Raw genomic sequence first — 15,717 nt, forward strand, 5'->3', positions numbered from 1 at the left:
AGCGTGGTCGATCATTCTGTTTTTTGAAAAATCGTTTGAATGCATCATCCAGATGTTTTAAGGAATTTTGTAGTGAAGTTGAATCTACTTCTTTCAACCATTCCAGTTCTTTTTTAAGTTGTGCCAGTTGGGAAGAACAAGTGTTGTAAGTTAGGCCTTTCCCTGTTTGCTCATAAGCTTCATTCCATTTAGCAAGAAAGTGATTAAAAACAAAGCGACTGCAACCAAATGTTTTATTGATGAGATCTTCTTGCTCTTTTGGTTGGATATAAGCGAAACTTGAACGCCTTATGCACTTGTTTTTCACCTCCTTGCTATATATACTTTAATTGTACACATAATTCACGTACAGAACAAGGAGTGTTATTTAAAATGCCAAAGAAAAAAGTAGAGACGCAGCGTATAGATATTCGTGTCCCAGTAGTATTACTGCGTGAAATTGAAAAGTACCAAGAACGCAAAGGAATAGCCAATCGAACAACAGCAATGTTGGAACTTGTTCGAAAAGGACTGGAAGTGTCGGACGCGAGAGGGGGCTATCCCTCTCGCGTCCGACACACCGATTCATCTCACCGCTTATAGAAGCGTCTTCTCGGTGCATGATGATAAAAAGGGCGCATCCAACGCCCTTCAAGTTGTTGACATTCGCGGACTCCGACTTTCCGTCTCCGCTCCATGGAGACAACGGAGTCGCTCGACGGGAAATCCTAAAGGAGGGTGGCCGATTCCCCGTGAACCATCTTGAAGCTCAAGCGAAACAGGAGCAAGAGGGAAAACAGTACATCCAAATCGCGAGTGGTGAAATCACTTGGTCGAGCAGTCTCAGGGCAACATGATGCGCCCTGTGAAAAAACGGTCACCCTTATTGCAGTCCGCCAGATCCCGTCACACCTTCCGCCTGGGACAATTTCAACTTCAATGCCGCATGAACAAAGTCGCGGAACAACGGATGCGGTCGGTTCGGGCGGGAACGGAATTCCGGATGGAACTGGGTTGCCACGAACCACGGATGGTTGATCAGCTCGATGATTTCCACCAACCGTCCATCGGGGGAGGTGCCGGAGAATCGGAAGCCCACTTTTTCCAGATCTTCGCGGTATTCATTGTTGAACTCGTAACGGTGGCGGTGCCGTTCGTAAACGAGACCGTTGCCGTACGCTTTCTGCGCCAGCGAATCGGGTACCAGTTTGCAGGGATACAACCCGAGCCGCATGGTTCCGCCCAGATCTTCGATCTCTTTTTGTTCCGGCAACAGATCGATAATCGGGTGCGGTGTTTCGGGATCGATTTCCGAGCTGTTGGCCCCCTCCAGTTGCAACAAGTTGCGCGCGCCTTCCACACAAGCCATCTGCATGCCGAGGCAGATTCCCAAAAACGGAATGTTGTTTTCCCGCGCATAACGGGTGGCGATAATTTTCCCCTCTGTACCCCGATCGCCGAATCCGCCAGGCACCAGGATTCCGTCGGCTTCCCCAAGCAATTCGGCCACGTTTTGGTCATTTACTTCCTCGGAGTTGATCCACATCACGTCGATGTCGGTGTCGTTGTAGAAACCGGCGTGACGCAAGGCTTCAACCACGCTCATGTAGGCATCGTGCAGCGCCACATACTTGCCGACGATCGCGATTTTGGTGACATGGGAGAGGTTTTTCACCTTGTTGACCAGTGCGATCCATTCGGTCATGTCCGCTTCGCCGCATTTCAGCCCCAGATGTTTGATGACGATATCGTCCAGTCCTTCCGCTTGCAACATCAACGGTACCTCATACAGCGTTTCGGCGTCCCGTGCTTCGATGACCGCTTCCGGATCGATGTCGCAAAAGAGCGCGATTTTCCTCTTCAAATCATCGGACAGCGGGTGCTCGGTGCGGCAGACGATGACATTGGGTTGAATGCCGATGCTGCGCAGTTCCTTGACGCTGTGTTGGGTCGGTTTGGTCTTCAGTTCCCCGCTGGCCGACAACATCGGAATCAACGTGCAATGGATGTACATGACGTGCTCCCGGCCCACATCGCTTTTAATCTGGCGGATCGCCTCCAAAAACGGCAGACTTTCGATGTCTCCCACCGTTCCGCCGATCTCCGTGATCACGACATCCGGGTGGGTCTCCCGGGCCGCACGAAACACCCGATCCTTGATCTCGTTGGTGATGTGGGGAATCACCTGCACTGTTCCCCCCAGATAATCCCCGCGCCGTTCCTTGTTGATCACGGCGGAATAGATTTTTCCGGTCGTCACGTTGCTGTTTTTGGACAAATTGATATCGATAAACCGTTCATAATGACCCAGGTCCAGATCTGTTTCCGCCCCGTCGTCGGTGACGAACACCTCGCCATGCTGATACGGACTCATCGTCCCAGGGTCGACGTTGATGTACGGGTCAAATTTTTGAATCGTCACTTTCAAACCGCGGTTTTTAAGCAACCGGCCCAAAGACGCCGCTGTAATTCCTTTTCCCAGTGACGAAACCACACCACCGGTGACAAAGATGAATTTGGTTGTCATCGATTGTTCCCTCCATGCAATCAGGATTCCCATTTTCACGGAAAATAGAAAAAGCGCCACCCTGTCCAGGGGGCGCTTCTTTCGATTCGCGACTACACGGTATCGGGTTGTATCCGAACAATTAGCCCAGAAAGTAGTTTACCTTTTTGAAGGAACCTTTGTCAACAGCCAAGATCGGCATGGGCGGCAAAAAAGACCGGCACTCCCGGTCCTCAAATCAGACTTTCGTCTTCCTCCTCCGCTTCTTCTACCTCGTCTTCATCAAGTTCTTCAAATTCCTCGTCGTCAAAAACATCGTCATCATCCAATTGATCGTCGTCGAACAGCTCATCCTCTTCTTCTTCAAACAGGTCCTCTTCCAAATCTTCGTCAAAGTCATCTTTGACATTGGCCTGAACGGCGGAATCGGTGGCCTGTTCGGTGGGATACCATTTTTTCAGACCCCACAAACTTTTGCCCACACAGATAAACCGGCCGTCGATATTGATCTCGGTGTATAATTGCGCGATATAGCGCGTCATCTCCTCTTCCGTGAACCCTTTCAACCGAGCCACTTCCTGAAAAAGATCACGGTACAGCATCGGTTCGCCCTTTTCGTACAACAACTCATAAACGAGATCGACCATCGCCGTCTCTCGGATTTCTTCGGGTGTCAAGGCAGCCAGTTTCCCGCTCATCATTGGACACTTCCTTCCGTACGCATTGTCCTTGAGCCGCCAACGTTCTCGGTCCGTATGTCTATTTTAACCAAAGAAAAAGGGAAGTCAACCTGAGAAACCTTGAAAATGGAAAAAATCAGGAAGTTGGTTGCAACTTTGTGAAATCTTGATCCCGTCTTGACCAGGGATTAACATTGTCACGCTATCATCAAACTTGCACACACCCCAAATCAGAGGAGGGGGAGCGTGCTGCAGCACTTGGTATTTCCACTCATCATCCTGTTGACCGGTTTGGCCGCCATGCCGCTTGTCGATGAGTGGAAATCCACTTCCGAGTGACTGATCCGTCATCAGTCGCCATCACCCGGTCCGCTGTTACCATACTCGCTGAGCAGACGTAATTTCCTCATCTCCTCCTGTCGGATGGCGAACGAATGCCTCCCCCTCCGGGAGGCGAATCCGCTGACAAACAGTGATGGAGCCGTTGTTCACTTCCGGTTGACACCACCGGATGGTGAAAACGGCTCCCCTTTTTTCAGGGCGTAAGGCTAACGGGTGCCGATTTCCCGCCTACGTTCCGTAGCAACAGCCAGAGTTTCTCGACGGGAAACGGACCTGCTCCAAAAGAGAGTGGCCTTTTTCCCATGAGCGACCTGTGAAGCGGCGAAGGGAAAACGGCGCGCCCCATCACGGACCGAAAACGATGTTGTCACCACTCTCGTTCCCTTTTGAAAGGAGTCTCCGTTACTATCTCGTGCATCATGTTCCCGGCTCGTTCCACCTGCACCCTGCAAAGAATGAATGCAAGACCGCTTCGAACCGGGGAGCGCAGGACACGGGCATTTCGCTCAGAGAAAATTGCCCGCGATTTTGCTCCTGCGCTTCCGGTCCATCACCGGGACGGGCTCAGGTCTGGTCACTCACCCGGAAAAACCATGCCCCTCTGATGAAATGTCCGGACAGCCTGAACAGGATCACATATTCCGCCGGTATTGACCGCCGACTTCATAAAGCGCGGCGGTGATCTGCCCCAGACTGGCCACTTTCACCGTTTCCATCAATTCGGCGAAGATGTTGCCGTTTTCCCTCGCCACCTGCTTCAGACGGGCGAGAGCGGCAGGGGCCACGTCTTTGTGCCGTTCAAGGAATTGGCGCAAGCGGCGGATTTGCGATTCTTTTTCTTCCGGCGTGGCGCGGGTCAGTTCCAATTCCGGCTCTTCCGGCGGATTCGGGTTGAGGAATGTGTTGACGCCGATAATCGGCAGTTCGCCGGAATGCTTTTTGGTTTCGTAGTAGAGGGACTCCTCCTGGATTTTGCTCCGCTGATACTGTGTCTCCATCGCTCCCAGCACGCCGCCCCGGTCCGAAATCCGCTCAAATTCGGCCAACACGGCCTCTTCCACCAAATCGGTCAACTCTTCGATGATAAACGAGCCTTGCAACGGATTTTCGTTTTTGGCCAACCCCAGCTCTTTGGTGATGATGAGCTGGATCGCCATCGCCCGGCGGACCGATTCTTCGGTCGGCGTGGTGATCGCCTCGTCGTAAGCGTTGGTGTGCAGGGAGTTACACTGATCGTAGATGGCCATGAGCGCCTGCAACGTGGTGCGGATGTCATTGAAGTCGATCTCCTGCGCATGCAGGGAACGACCCGAGGTTTGGATGTGGTACTTCAACTTTTGACTGCGTTCGTTTGCTCCGTACAACCGTTTCATCACCACCGCCCAGATGCGGCGGGCCACCCGGCCGATCACCGAATACTCCGCATCCAGCCCGTTGCTGAAGAAGAACGACAGGTTGGGGGCAAAATCATCCACATTCATGCCGCGACTGCGGTAATATTCCACGTAGGTGAACGCGTTGGCCAGCGTAAACGCCAGCTGGGTGATCGGATTGGCGCCGGCCTCGGCGATGTGGTACCCGCTGATGCTGACAGAGTAGTAGTTGCGCACGCGGTTTTGGATGAAATACTCCTGGATGTCCCCCATCATCTTCAGCGCGAATTCCGTGGAGAAAATGCAGGTGTTTTGCCCCTGGTCCTCCTTCAGAATGTCCGCCTGCACCGTTCCGCGCACCGATTGCAGCGTTTTTGCCTTGATCGTTTCGTATTCCTCCGGGGAGGGTTCGCGACCGTGCGCTTCGCGGAATTTTTCCACCTGCTGATCGATGGCCGTATTGAAGTACATGGCCAGAATAATCGGTGCCGGGCCATTGATCGTCATCGAGACGCTGGTATTGGGTGAACACAGATCGAATCCCTTGTACAGTTCCTTCATGTCGTCCAACGTGCAGATACTCACCCCGGACTCCCCGATTTTTCCGTATATGTCGGGCCGCTCGTCCGGGTCTTCGCCGTACAGGGTGACGCTGTCAAACGCGGTGGACAACCGTTTGGCCGGATCGTTTTTCGACAGGTAGTGGAATCGGCGGTTGGTCCGTTGCGGTGTCCCTTCCCCGGCGAATTGCCGTTTGGGGTCCTCGTCCGTCCGTTTCAACGGGAAGACGCCCGCGGTGTAGGGGAAACGCCCCGGCACGTTCTCCAAAAGGCACCAGCGCAGGATTTCCCCCCAATCCTCGTAACGGGGAAGCGCGATCTTCGGAATTCTGCTCCCGGCCAGCGTCTCATGGTACAACGGCATGCGGATCTCCCGGTCCCGCACTTTGAACACGAATTCATCCTGCCGATACATTTCCTTGAGCTTCGGCCATTCTTCAATCAGTTTTTTGCAATAGGGGTCCAGCTGTTCCTCGATTTTGCGGATCGCCTCATCCAACGGTTTCAGCGGCGCTGCCGACGTTGTTTCCTTCACCAGCCATTCGTGGGCGCCGTGCAATTGAAACCACCGACGGGCAAGTTCTGTCTGTTCCTCCACCCATTTGCGATAATTTCGCACCGTGTTGGCAATATCCCGCAGATAATGCGTCCGCTCCGGCGGGATGATGTGGCGGATTTCCACTTGTTGTCCCGTCACGTCCATGGAGGATTCCCAGCCGAGATGGAACTTCTCGTTCAGCTTGTCGATGAGAGCCCGGTACAACACATTGGTGCCCGGATCATTGAAGCGGCTGGCCATGGTGCCGTAAACCGGGATTTTCTCATCCGGCAGATCAAATTGACCGTGATTGCGACGCCATTGTTTCTTTACGTCGCGCAATGCGTCTTCCGATCCTTTGCGGTCAAATTTGTTGATGGCGATCAAGTCGGCGTAATCCAACATCTCAATTTTTTCCAACTGAGATGGTGCGCCGAATTCGGATGTCATCACATAGAGAGACAAATCGCTCACTTGCGTGATGTCCGCATCTCCTTGACCGATCCCGCTCGTTTCCACGATCACCAGATCGTATCCCGCCCGTTTGACAATGGCGATCGCGTCGCGGGTGGCCGCACTGAGCTCGGACCGGTTACGCCGCGTCGCCAAGCTTCGCATGTACACACGCGGATGGTGTACCGCGTTCATGCGGATACGGTCGCCGAGCAGTGCACCTCCCGTGCGTTGTTTGGAGGGGTCGATGGAGAGAACGGCCACTTTTTTTCCCGGGAAATCTTCCAGGAACCGGCGCACCAGCTCGTCAGTGAGTGAACTTTTCCCGGCACCTCCGGTTCCGGTGATGCCCACCACCGGAACAAACCCGCCCCCGGCAGCGGACTCCGCCAATTCCGCCAGTGTGGATGCCACCGCCTCACGTCCTTCCCGATCCTCCGCCACATGTTCGGCCAAGGTGATCAGGCGGGCGATGGCACGTGGATCGGCTTCCGGCAGTTTCTCCAATTCCCATGTCACCTGCTCCACGGTGGGGAAGTCGCATTCCTTCACCATGTGGTTGATGATGCCTTGCAACCCCATTTTCATCCCGTCGTCAGGGGAGAAGATCTTGGCCACGCCGTACGCTTCCAACTCCCGGATCTCACGGGGAACGATCACGCCGCCCCCGCCGCCGAACACGCGAATGTGCTCAGCGCCCCGTTCTTTGAGCAGATCGATCATATATTTGAAAAACTCCATATGCCCGCCCTGATAGGAGGAGACGGCAATGCCCTGCACATCCTCCTGAATGGCCGCCGTCACGATTTCATCCACCGAACGGTTGTGCCCCAGGTGGATCACTTCCACTCCCGACGCCTGCAACAGACGCCGAAACAGGTTGATGGAAGCGTCATGCCCGTCAAACAGGCTGGCCGCCGTCACAAACCGCACCGCATGTCGGGGACGGTAAACCTCGGTTGTCGTCATGGCGATCACCTCCTGCCGGTGTCGTCAACTCCCTCAGCAACAATGCCGTCTGCAGGCGGGTATATTCCTCCAAGTTGTAATACTTTCGGAGGGCCCACCGGCGAAACGTCCACATCTGCCCCATCACCATGATTTGATGGGCCATCAGTTTGACCGAGGAAGGCTCCAGATGAAGCGTCCCGTCGGCGATTCCCTTTTCCAAAATCCGCTCAAACAGGGACGTGATCTCTTCTTCTTTTTGCAAAACGTACCGAAGCGCTTCCTTGGGCAATGATTTGGTTTCCTGATAGATCAACAGAACATAGTCGCTCATTTCATCCATCACGCGAAAATGATGAGACACGGCCCGCACCAAACTGTCCCTCCCGGTGGCTTCCTCATCCACCGCTTCTTTCAGCCGTTTTTCCAGCTCAGTGTGGATGTCGTCGCACACCAGGTACAATACGTCTTCTTTGGTTTGAATGTATTCGTACATCGTGCCGATGCTGAAGCCGCATTCCCGTGCGATTTCACGGGTGGTCGTCTTGTGGAACCCCTTTCGGACGAACAACTCCACCGCACCGCGAATGATTTGCCGCCTCCGCTCTTCCACCAGCTTGGGGTTTTTGATCTCGGAAGGGATCGGTTTGCGATGCTGAGGCATCCGCACCCCTCCTTTATTCGGAATGATCTCCTCCATCGCTCTTGCCTCTTATTTGCCCCCACCACTGATCCGCCACCTGATGCGGACCGATTTCCCTTCGTTCGACGCGGTCCAGATCGGTTGCGACTTCGGGACGGGATAACCAAGACTGAATCTCCCGGTGCAAACGTTCCTCCATGATGGCCAGCAATTCCCGGCGCAGACGGCGGAGGCGACGCCGGTTCCATTCTCCGGATTGTTCAAGGAAATCCCGGTGTGCCGTCAACGCTTCCCACAACCGGTCCATCCCCTGCCCCCGCGTCGATACCGTTGATACGACGGGCGGTCGCCAAACGTGATCATGCTTGGCGATGTCCAACATCTCTTCCAGTTGGGCGATCAGTTTGCGGGCGCCGTCCAGATCCGCTTTGTTCACCACGAACAGATCAGCGATTTCCATCACACCCGCTTTGAACACCTGGATGGTGTCGCCCGCACCGGGTGTTACGACCAACGCCACGGTATCCGCCAAATGCATGATGTCGACCTCGGACTGCCCCACTCCGACGGTTTCCACGAAAATCACGTCGTAACCGGCCGCATCCAACACCCGAACCGCTTCCCCCGTCGCTCGGGACAACCCGCCCAGACTGCCGCGAGATCCCATGCTCCGGATGAAGACACCCTCGTCCAGTGTGTGGGCGGTCATCCGTACACGGTCGCCCAAAAGCGCTCCGCCGGTGAACGGGCTGGTGGGGTCCACCGCGATCACACCCACGGTCCGTCCCTGTTTGCGCAAATGGCGAATCATCCGGTCGGTAAGCGTACTTTTTCCTGCCCCCGGCGGACCGGTCCACCCGATCACCCAAGCCCGCCCGGTGTAAGGATAGAGAGCTTCCAACAATGCCGTCCGCTTCCGCTCCTCACCACTCTCCAAACACGTGATGGCTCTCGCGATCGCTCGTCGGTTTCGCTGCCGGATGTCCCGCACCCACGCGTTCATGGCCATCACCCTTAGGATTTCAGCAGGTGATTGGCGATGACCACTCGTTGAATTTCATTGGTGCCCTCGTAGATTTGCGTGATCTTCGCATCGCGCATCATGCGTTCCACCGGATACTCCCGCGTATATCCGTATCCGCCGAACACCTGAACCGCCTCGGTGGTCACTTCCATCGCCACATCTGCGGCAAACATCTTGGCCATCGCCGATGCCTTTCCGTACGGAAGCCCTTGGGACTCCAACCATGCCGCCTGATAGGTGAGCAGACGCGCCGCCTCGATTTTGGTGGCCATATCCGCCAACTTGAATTGAATCGCCTGAAGTTTGGCGATCGGCTGACCGAATTGCACCCGTTCCTTGGCATACGCCAGCGCGGCATCCAACGCTCCCTGGGCGATTCCGACCGCTTGGGCGGCGATGCCGTTGCGCCCGCCGTCCAACGTTTTCATGGCGATTTTGAAGCCTTCGCCTTCTTCTCCCAGCCGGTTTTCCACCGGAATCCGGCAGTTGTCAAAGAGAATCTCCAGCGTGGGAGAGGACCGAATGCCCAATTTTTTTTCTTTTTTGCCGAAGGAAAACCCCGGTGTTCCCTTTTCCACGATAAAGGCCGAGATGCCATGGTGCTTCTTGGCAGGATCGGTCACCGCAAACACGACGTAGATTTCGGCTTCCCCGCCGTTGGTAATGAAAATCTTGCTCCCATTCAACACATATTCGTCCCCGTCGCGCACCGCGGTCGTCTTCATCCCCGCGGCGTCCGATCCGGAACCGGGTTCAGTCAGACCGTACGCGCCGATTTTCTTTCCTTCCGCCAGCGGACGCAAAAACCGTTCTTTCTGCTCATCTGTGCCGAATGCAAAGATGGGCCAGCTGGCCAGCGAAATGTGGGCGGACAGCGTGACACCGGTGGAAGCGCACACGCGCGACAGCTCCTCCACGGCGATCACGTAGCTGAGGAAATCGGCCCCGACCCCGCCCACTTCCTCCGGCCACGGGATTCCCGTCAAACCCAGCTCGGCCATCTTGTCGAAAATGGTACGGTCAAATCTCTCTTGTTCGTCCCGCTCGGCCGCCGTCGGCGCCACTTCCTTCAATGCAAACTCCCGCACCATCTTCTGCATCATCACATGCTCTTCGCTCAGTTGAAAATCCAAGTGCTCTCCCCCGCTTCCCTCGTTTGTATCCCTGCGGGATGACGGGTCCGTTCATCGGTCCCTCTCCACTCCGTCTCTTTCTGGTCCCGCATCCCGCCAGGGCATGTCTGGTGAATACCGCCCATATCGCTTTCCCGGCCCGCTCCGCCTGCACCCTCAAGGAAGCAGATCATGACCGCTACGACCGGCCCCGGCGCAGGGTGCGGGCAAAGCAAGCTTCGCTTGGAGGAACCCGGGATTCCATTCCTGCGCTTGCCGGGACTTTGCTTCGCAGGGCATTTTTTGGGTCGCTCTCCCGGAAAAATATTGCCCCTTTACGGAATGACCAAACACACTTATGAATGGTCAGCCTTCCCGTTTAAGGCACTTAGTCCCCCAGCAACGTCGATGCGATAACGAGGCGTTGAATCTCGTTGGTGCCTTCATAGATCTGCGTCACTTTGGCATCCCGGAACAACCGCTCCACCGGATACTCCCGGGTGTACCCGTACCCGCCGAACACCTGGATCGCTTCCGTCGTGACTTTCATGGCCGTATCGGTCGCAAACAGTTTCGCCATCGACGCTTCCCGTTTGCAATGATGTCCCTGTTGACGCAGGTAAGCCGCCCGGTAAATCAACAATCGGGCCGCCTCAATGGCGGTGGCCATATCCGCCAACTTGAACTGAATCGCTTGCAGTTTGGCGATCGGCTGTCCGAACTGCACCCGTTCCTTGGCGTACGCCAGCGCGTGCTCATAGGCCGCTGTGGCGATGCCCAATGCCTGTGCCCCGATCCCGATCCGTCCGCCCGCCAGGTTGGACAGCGCGATTTCATACCCCTGTCCTTCCTTCCCGAGCAGGTTGGATGCGGGGACTTCCGCATTGTCAAAGATCAGCTCGCACGTATTGGAGCCGTTCAATCCCATCTTTTTTTCTTTCTTGCCAACGGAAAATCCGGGGGTGTCCTTCTCCACGATAAACGCGGACATCCCTTCGGTTCCCTTGTCCGGGTCGGTCAGGGCAAATGTCACGTACACATCCGCCTCACCGGCGTTGGTGATGAACACCTTACTGCCGTTCAGCACATACTTGTCACCCACCCGGCGTGCCGTCATGCGTATCCGGGCGGCATCGGAACCGGCCGAAGGCTCCGTCAACGCAAACGCCCCCAGGTACTCGCCACGTGCCATTCGCGTTACGAAGGTTTTCTTTTGCTCTTCGTTGCCGTAGCGCAGAATCGGCATTGTTCCCACCGAGGTGTGCACGGCCAGGATGACACCGACTGTTGCGCTTACTTTGGAAATCTCCTCCAAAGCCAAAATGTAGGAGATGAAATCAGCGCCGGCACCGCCCCACTCTTCCGGAATCGGAATCCCCATCAGCCCCAGTTCCGCCATTTTGTCCACAATCCTGCGAGGGAACGTGTCTTGTTCATCCATTTCCTGAACCATGGGCAGGATTTCGGTTTGGGCAAAATCCCGTACCATCTGGCGCAACATGTTTTGTTCGGATGTGAACTGGAGATGCATATCCCTCGTCCCCCTTCGGACGGAATGCCGGGTAGCGTTGTATCCCCTGAACTGCCGGGACGTGTCTGGAAAATCCAATCATCTGCTTTGTTTTCCCAGAGGGCGACACCTGCGCCCGGCGAGGAAACCGCTAAAACCGATCAGCTGACTGACCCCGATTCCGGCTGCGTCATTCGCTCTCCCGCCCCCGGATCGTTTCATACAACCGACAACACCCGGCCTTCCGTTGCCGTTTTCTCATTCGTAAACGTAAAACCCGCGTCCCGTCTTGCGCCCCAGCCAACCGGCCGACACGTATTTTTTGAGCAAAGGGCACGGGCGATACTTGCTGTCACCGAACCCCTCATACAGCGTCTCCATGATGTACAGGCACGTGTCCAATCCGATGAAGTCGGCCAAGGTGAGCGGACCCATCGGATGGTTCATGCCCAGTCTCATCACTTCATCGATCGCTTCCGGTGTGGCTACTCCTTCATACACCGCATAGATGGCTTCATTGATCATCGGCATGAGTACCCGGTTGGAAACGAAACCGGGGAAGTCTTGCACTTCGACCGGCGTTTTCCCCATGTGGCGGGCCAAACTGTCGACGGCGCGAAATGTTTCGTCCGAGGTGGCCAGACCGCGGATCACCTCGACCAACTTCATCACCGGCACCGGGTTCATAAAATGCATCCCGATCACTTTCTCCGGTCGCTTGGTGGCCGCCGCAATTTCCGTGATCGGCAGCGACGAGGTGTTCGTCGCCAAAATCGCGTCCGCCGGAGCATGTTCATCCAGCTGACGGAAAAGATCCGTCTTCACTTGCTTGTTTTCCACTACCGCCTCGATGACCATGTCCACTTCGACCACGGCTGCGGCCAAATCGGTCATCGGGCGTAAGCGCCCCAGGATCTCCTCCTTTTGCGCTTCGGTGAGCCGCCCTTTTTCCACTTGACGCCCCAGGTTTTTCTCAATCGTCTGCAGTCCCTTGTTCACCCGCGCTTCATCGACGTCCACCAACGTTACATGAAGGCCGGATTGCGCCGCCACCTGGGCGATGCCACTGCCCATCTGACCGGCGCCAATCACGCTGATGCGTTGGATATTCATGCGCATCCCCTTTCTGTGGCCTTTTTTCCTCTTACCGGGCATGTCTGATCAATATTTCGCACCATCGCCTTCACGGTTCGCTCCACCTGCAATCTCAAAAGATGCAGATCATGCCCGCTTCGACCCGGAGTGCAGAATGGAAAGTACGATTCATTTGGAGGAACTTGCCCGTGATTTCGTTTCTAAGCTTTCCGTGTCTTCGCTCGGTCGGTCTTGGCAAGCCGCTCTCTTTGGAAAGTATTTCTTCTAACGGATTTACCGGACACACCCTGAGAAATGCTCCATACCGAAGATCAATCCACCTTGACCAATACGGCATCTCCTTGCGCCGCACCGCTGCAAATGGCCGCGATCCCCCATCCTCCGCCGCGCCGACGCAATTCGTGAATCAGCGTGAGCAGGATTCGCGCACCGCTGGCGCCGATCGGGTGACCCAGCGCAACGGCTCCGCCGTTGACGTTCACCTTTTCTTCATCCCAACCCAGGATTTTTCCGTTGGACAATACAACGGCAGCAAACGCTTCGTTCACTTCAAACAGGTGAATGTCGTCCAGCTTCAGATCATGCTGCTTCAGCAGCTTTTGAATCGCATGGGCCGGGGTGATGGGGAAATACCGCGCTTCCATCGCCACTGCCGCATGACCGACGATCTTGGCCAACGGCTCAGCCCCCAGCTCCCGCGCCTTGTCCGCAGAGGACAGAACCAGCGCCGCCGCGCCGTCATTCACACCGGGAGCATTCCCCGCGGTGATCGTGCCGTCTTTCAAATAAACCGGTGGAAGCGCTGCCAGTTTGTCCAGGGAAGTGTCCCGCCGGGGGGATTCATCCGTGTCTACCAACAGCTCGCGTTTCTTTGTCTTTACCGTGACGGGGACAATCTCTTCCGCCATTTTGCCCGACTCGATCGCTGCGATCGCCCGCTCGTGACTGCGCAAAGCCCACCGATCCTGGTCCCCGCGCGATACCCCGTACTCCGCCGCCACGTTGCTTCCGTGAACAATCATGTGAACATCGTCAAACGCACACCACAAACCGTCATGAATCATCAGATCCACCAGCTTCCCGTCGCCCATGCGCTGTCCCCAGCGCCCCGACGGCACAATGTAGGGAGCGTTGCTCATGCTCTCCATGCCACCGGCCACAATCACTTGCGCCCCACCGGACCGGATCACCTGATCCGCCAATGTCGCACTGCGCAGTCCCGATGCGCACACCTTGTTGATCGTTTCCGTCTGCACGCTCCAAGGCAACCCCGCATGGCGCGCCGCCTGCCGGGAGGGAATTTGGCCCGCTCCGCCCTGCAGCACCATACCCATGATCACTTCCTCCACCGCTTCACCCGGAATCCCGGCACGTTCCAGTGCTCCCCGAATCGCGATGCCACCCAGCTCGACGGCGGGAATCGCCTGCAAAGCACCGCCGAATTTCCCGAACGGTGTGCGGGCACCGCCCAACACCACGGTTTCCGTCACAATGGACACCTCCAGCAGCAAAAATTGATCGAGCGCTCGTTCGAAATTCGCCGAAAAATGAAAACGCCTTCATTTCTAAGATAACCCGAGGTGCTTGTCAATGCAATAATAATTGTTTGTAAGATCATGATAGGATGAAATTTCCTACTTTTTATGATATGAGGATCACTCACCGGATTCCCCTCACAGGCCCCATCATTTTTCCCGATTCACCTCTTGACCTGAAAAGCATTTCAGAATGTACACTCAAGGCAAAAGGGGGAAATATCCTTGAAATTAACAGCCATCGATCTGGACGGCACTTTACTCGGCACGGATGGCACCATCCATCGGACGAATGCCGAAGCGATCCTGGAAGCCCAGGCGCGCGGCATTACGGTCGTGATCGCTACCGGACGTTCCCTCTCTGATGCCAAACGATTGCTCAAGGCGGCGGGATTGTCCTGTCCGGTCATCGCCGTCAACGGGGCCGTAGTCGAGTGGGAAGGCGAATGTATCCGCAACGTCTTCCTTTCCAAACCACTGGTGGAGTCCGTATGGGATCTGCTGAAAAACTCGGACATTTACTACCAAATCTACACCCAACAAGGGATTTTCGCTTCACGGGAAGGGCAACGCCGTCTGGCGGAGGAATCGGCCCTCATCGAACAGGCTGCCGCCGGTTCGGTGTCACAGGTCGCCCTTTGGCACATGTCCCAACTCCAACTCCGCCAACAGGGCCTGATGGAACTGCCCGACGAATCATTGCTGCCGGACTGGCGTGTTCACAAATTCTTGTGTTTTTCCACATCGGAGAGAAAGCTGACAAGCATCCGGAAATGGACCCGTCAGTTTGGGGAGTTGATCGCATTCTCTTCCGGTGCGGGTTCATTGGAAATCACCTCCCGCAAGTCACAAAAGGGAATTGCACTCCGTTGGCTGGCCGAACGTTTGGGAATACCGATGGAGGAAACCGCCGCCATCGGTGACAGCGAAAACGACTGGTCCATGCTGACCGCCGCCGGACTGGGCATCGCCATGGGTAACGCCGATCCGGCCATCCGGCAGGTGTGTCGTCACACCACCCTCACCAACGACCAGAACGGAGTGGCACACGCATTCCACACGTGGATTTTTCCGCAAATACGCTAGAACCCCTGAGAGCCGGCGTTACCTTCGGGGCGTGACGGCAAGGGTTCTGGACCCCCCGGGTCACAGGCCCGGGGGATAATGATAAAGAGCAGGAAAGCCCAGCCTTTCAGGGTTGGAATGAAAGCGAGCGTCGGAGGTAGGGCTTCCAATCTCGTAAGTCCGACAGAATTTGGGAACAATCGAGCCGGGAAGCACGGAAACACTCCAAACTACGATGCGGGCGAACTCGTGAAACGAAAATCACCCAAGCTAGCACGAAGATCGCAAATGACGACGTGGGAATGCATCAACTCTCTCACGAGTCTGAAAGCTTTTTCACCATCAAGCCAAGAA

Annotated in this window: 10 protein-coding genes and 1 pseudogene; 1 reads left to right on the forward strand and 10 read right to left on the reverse strand. The window is 55.7% G+C overall.

Annotation, left to right across the window (positions count from 1 at the left end):
• The 10 genes and pseudogenes from JQC72_RS15725 to JQC72_RS15770 all read right to left on the reverse strand — a co-directional run.
• Positions 1–296: pseudogene (locus JQC72_RS15725) on the reverse strand (helix-turn-helix domain-containing protein); the annotation flags it as partial.
• A 566-nt stretch (positions 297–862) separates the two neighbouring features.
• The gene (pyrG, locus tag JQC72_RS15730) at positions 863–2,506 is read right to left on the reverse strand and encodes a CTP synthase (protein WP_205497328.1); all 1,644 of its coding nucleotides are present in this window, start codon (positions 2,504–2,506) and stop codon (positions 863–865) included.
• Positions 2,507–2,718: 212 nt separating this feature from the next.
• On the reverse strand, positions 2,719–3,183 hold the full coding sequence (rpoE, locus tag JQC72_RS15735) for a DNA-directed RNA polymerase subunit delta (RefSeq protein WP_205497330.1): 465 nt from the start codon (positions 3,181–3,183) through the stop codon (positions 2,719–2,721).
• 956 nt (positions 3,184–4,139) lie between these two features.
• Positions 4,140–7,400 carry a fused isobutyryl-CoA mutase/GTPase IcmF gene (gene icmF / locus JQC72_RS15740; RefSeq protein WP_205497332.1) on the reverse strand — a complete coding sequence of 1,087 codons (3,261 nt, stop codon included), beginning with the start codon at positions 7,398–7,400 and terminating at the stop codon, positions 4,140–4,142.
• Positions 7,333–8,043: a TetR/AcrR family transcriptional regulator gene (locus tag JQC72_RS15745; RefSeq protein ID WP_205497334.1), complete on the reverse strand. Its 711-nt coding sequence runs from the start codon at positions 8,041–8,043 to the stop codon at positions 7,333–7,335. Before JQC72_RS15745 ends, icmF begins: the two co-directional genes overlap by 68 nt.
• Before the next feature lie 13 nt (positions 8,044–8,056).
• A complete protein-coding gene (meaB, locus tag JQC72_RS15750) occupies positions 8,057–9,025 on the reverse strand; it encodes a methylmalonyl Co-A mutase-associated GTPase MeaB (protein WP_205497337.1) in 969 nt (322 codons plus the stop codon).
• Positions 9,026–9,036: 11 nt separating this feature from the next.
• Positions 9,037–10,179 (reverse strand): acyl-CoA dehydrogenase, encoded by a 1,143-nt coding sequence (locus tag JQC72_RS15755; protein ID WP_205497338.1) that lies wholly within the window; start codon positions 10,177–10,179, stop codon positions 9,037–9,039.
• A gap of 367 nt (positions 10,180–10,546) precedes the next feature.
• Positions 10,547–11,689: an acyl-CoA dehydrogenase gene (locus tag JQC72_RS15760; RefSeq protein ID WP_205497340.1), complete on the reverse strand. Its 1,143-nt coding sequence runs from the start codon at positions 11,687–11,689 to the stop codon at positions 10,547–10,549.
• A gap of 237 nt (positions 11,690–11,926) precedes the next feature.
• Positions 11,927–12,781, reverse strand: coding sequence for a 3-hydroxybutyryl-CoA dehydrogenase (locus JQC72_RS15765; protein WP_205497341.1), 855 nt, complete (start codon positions 12,779–12,781; stop codon positions 11,927–11,929).
• Positions 12,782–13,074: 293 nt separating this feature from the next.
• Positions 13,075–14,253, reverse strand: coding sequence for an acetyl-CoA C-acetyltransferase (locus JQC72_RS15770; protein ID WP_205497344.1), 1,179 nt, complete (start codon positions 14,251–14,253; stop codon positions 13,075–13,077).
• Positions 14,254–14,523: 270 nt separating this feature from the next.
• On the opposite strand from JQC72_RS15770, the gene JQC72_RS15775 reads away from it, so the two are divergent.
• Positions 14,524–15,384: a Cof-type HAD-IIB family hydrolase gene (locus JQC72_RS15775; RefSeq protein ID WP_205497346.1), complete on the forward strand. Its 861-nt coding sequence runs from the start codon at positions 14,524–14,526 to the stop codon at positions 15,382–15,384.
• The last annotated feature ends 333 nt before the right edge of the window (positions 15,385–15,717 follow it).

The organism is Polycladomyces zharkentensis, assembly GCF_016938855.1.
GTDB classification, from domain to species: Bacteria; Bacillota; Bacilli; order Thermoactinomycetales; family JIR-001; genus Polycladomyces; species Polycladomyces zharkentensis.

Bases quoted from the DNA above. Each gene is read 5' to 3' on its own strand.
- pyrG (WP_205497328.1), bottom strand. From the start codon at position 2,506: ATGACAACCAAATTCATCTTTGTCACCGGTGGTGTGGTTTCGTCACTG.
- rpoE (WP_205497330.1), bottom strand. From the start codon at position 3,183: ATGAGCGGGAAACTGGCTGCCTTGACACCCGAAGAAATCCGAGAGACG.
- icmF (WP_205497332.1), bottom strand. From the start codon at position 7,400: ATGACGACAACCGAGGTTTACCGTCCCCGACATGCGGTGCGGTTTGTG.
- JQC72_RS15745 (WP_205497334.1), bottom strand. From the start codon at position 8,043: ATGCCTCAGCATCGCAAACCGATCCCTTCCGAGATCAAAAACCCCAAG.
- meaB (WP_205497337.1), bottom strand. From the start codon at position 9,025: ATGAACGCGTGGGTGCGGGACATCCGGCAGCGAAACCGACGAGCGATC.
- JQC72_RS15760 (WP_205497340.1), bottom strand. From the start codon at position 11,689: ATGCATCTCCAGTTCACATCCGAACAAAACATGTTGCGCCAGATGGTA.
- JQC72_RS15765 (WP_205497341.1), bottom strand. From the start codon at position 12,781: ATGAATATCCAACGCATCAGCGTGATTGGCGCCGGTCAGATGGGCAGT.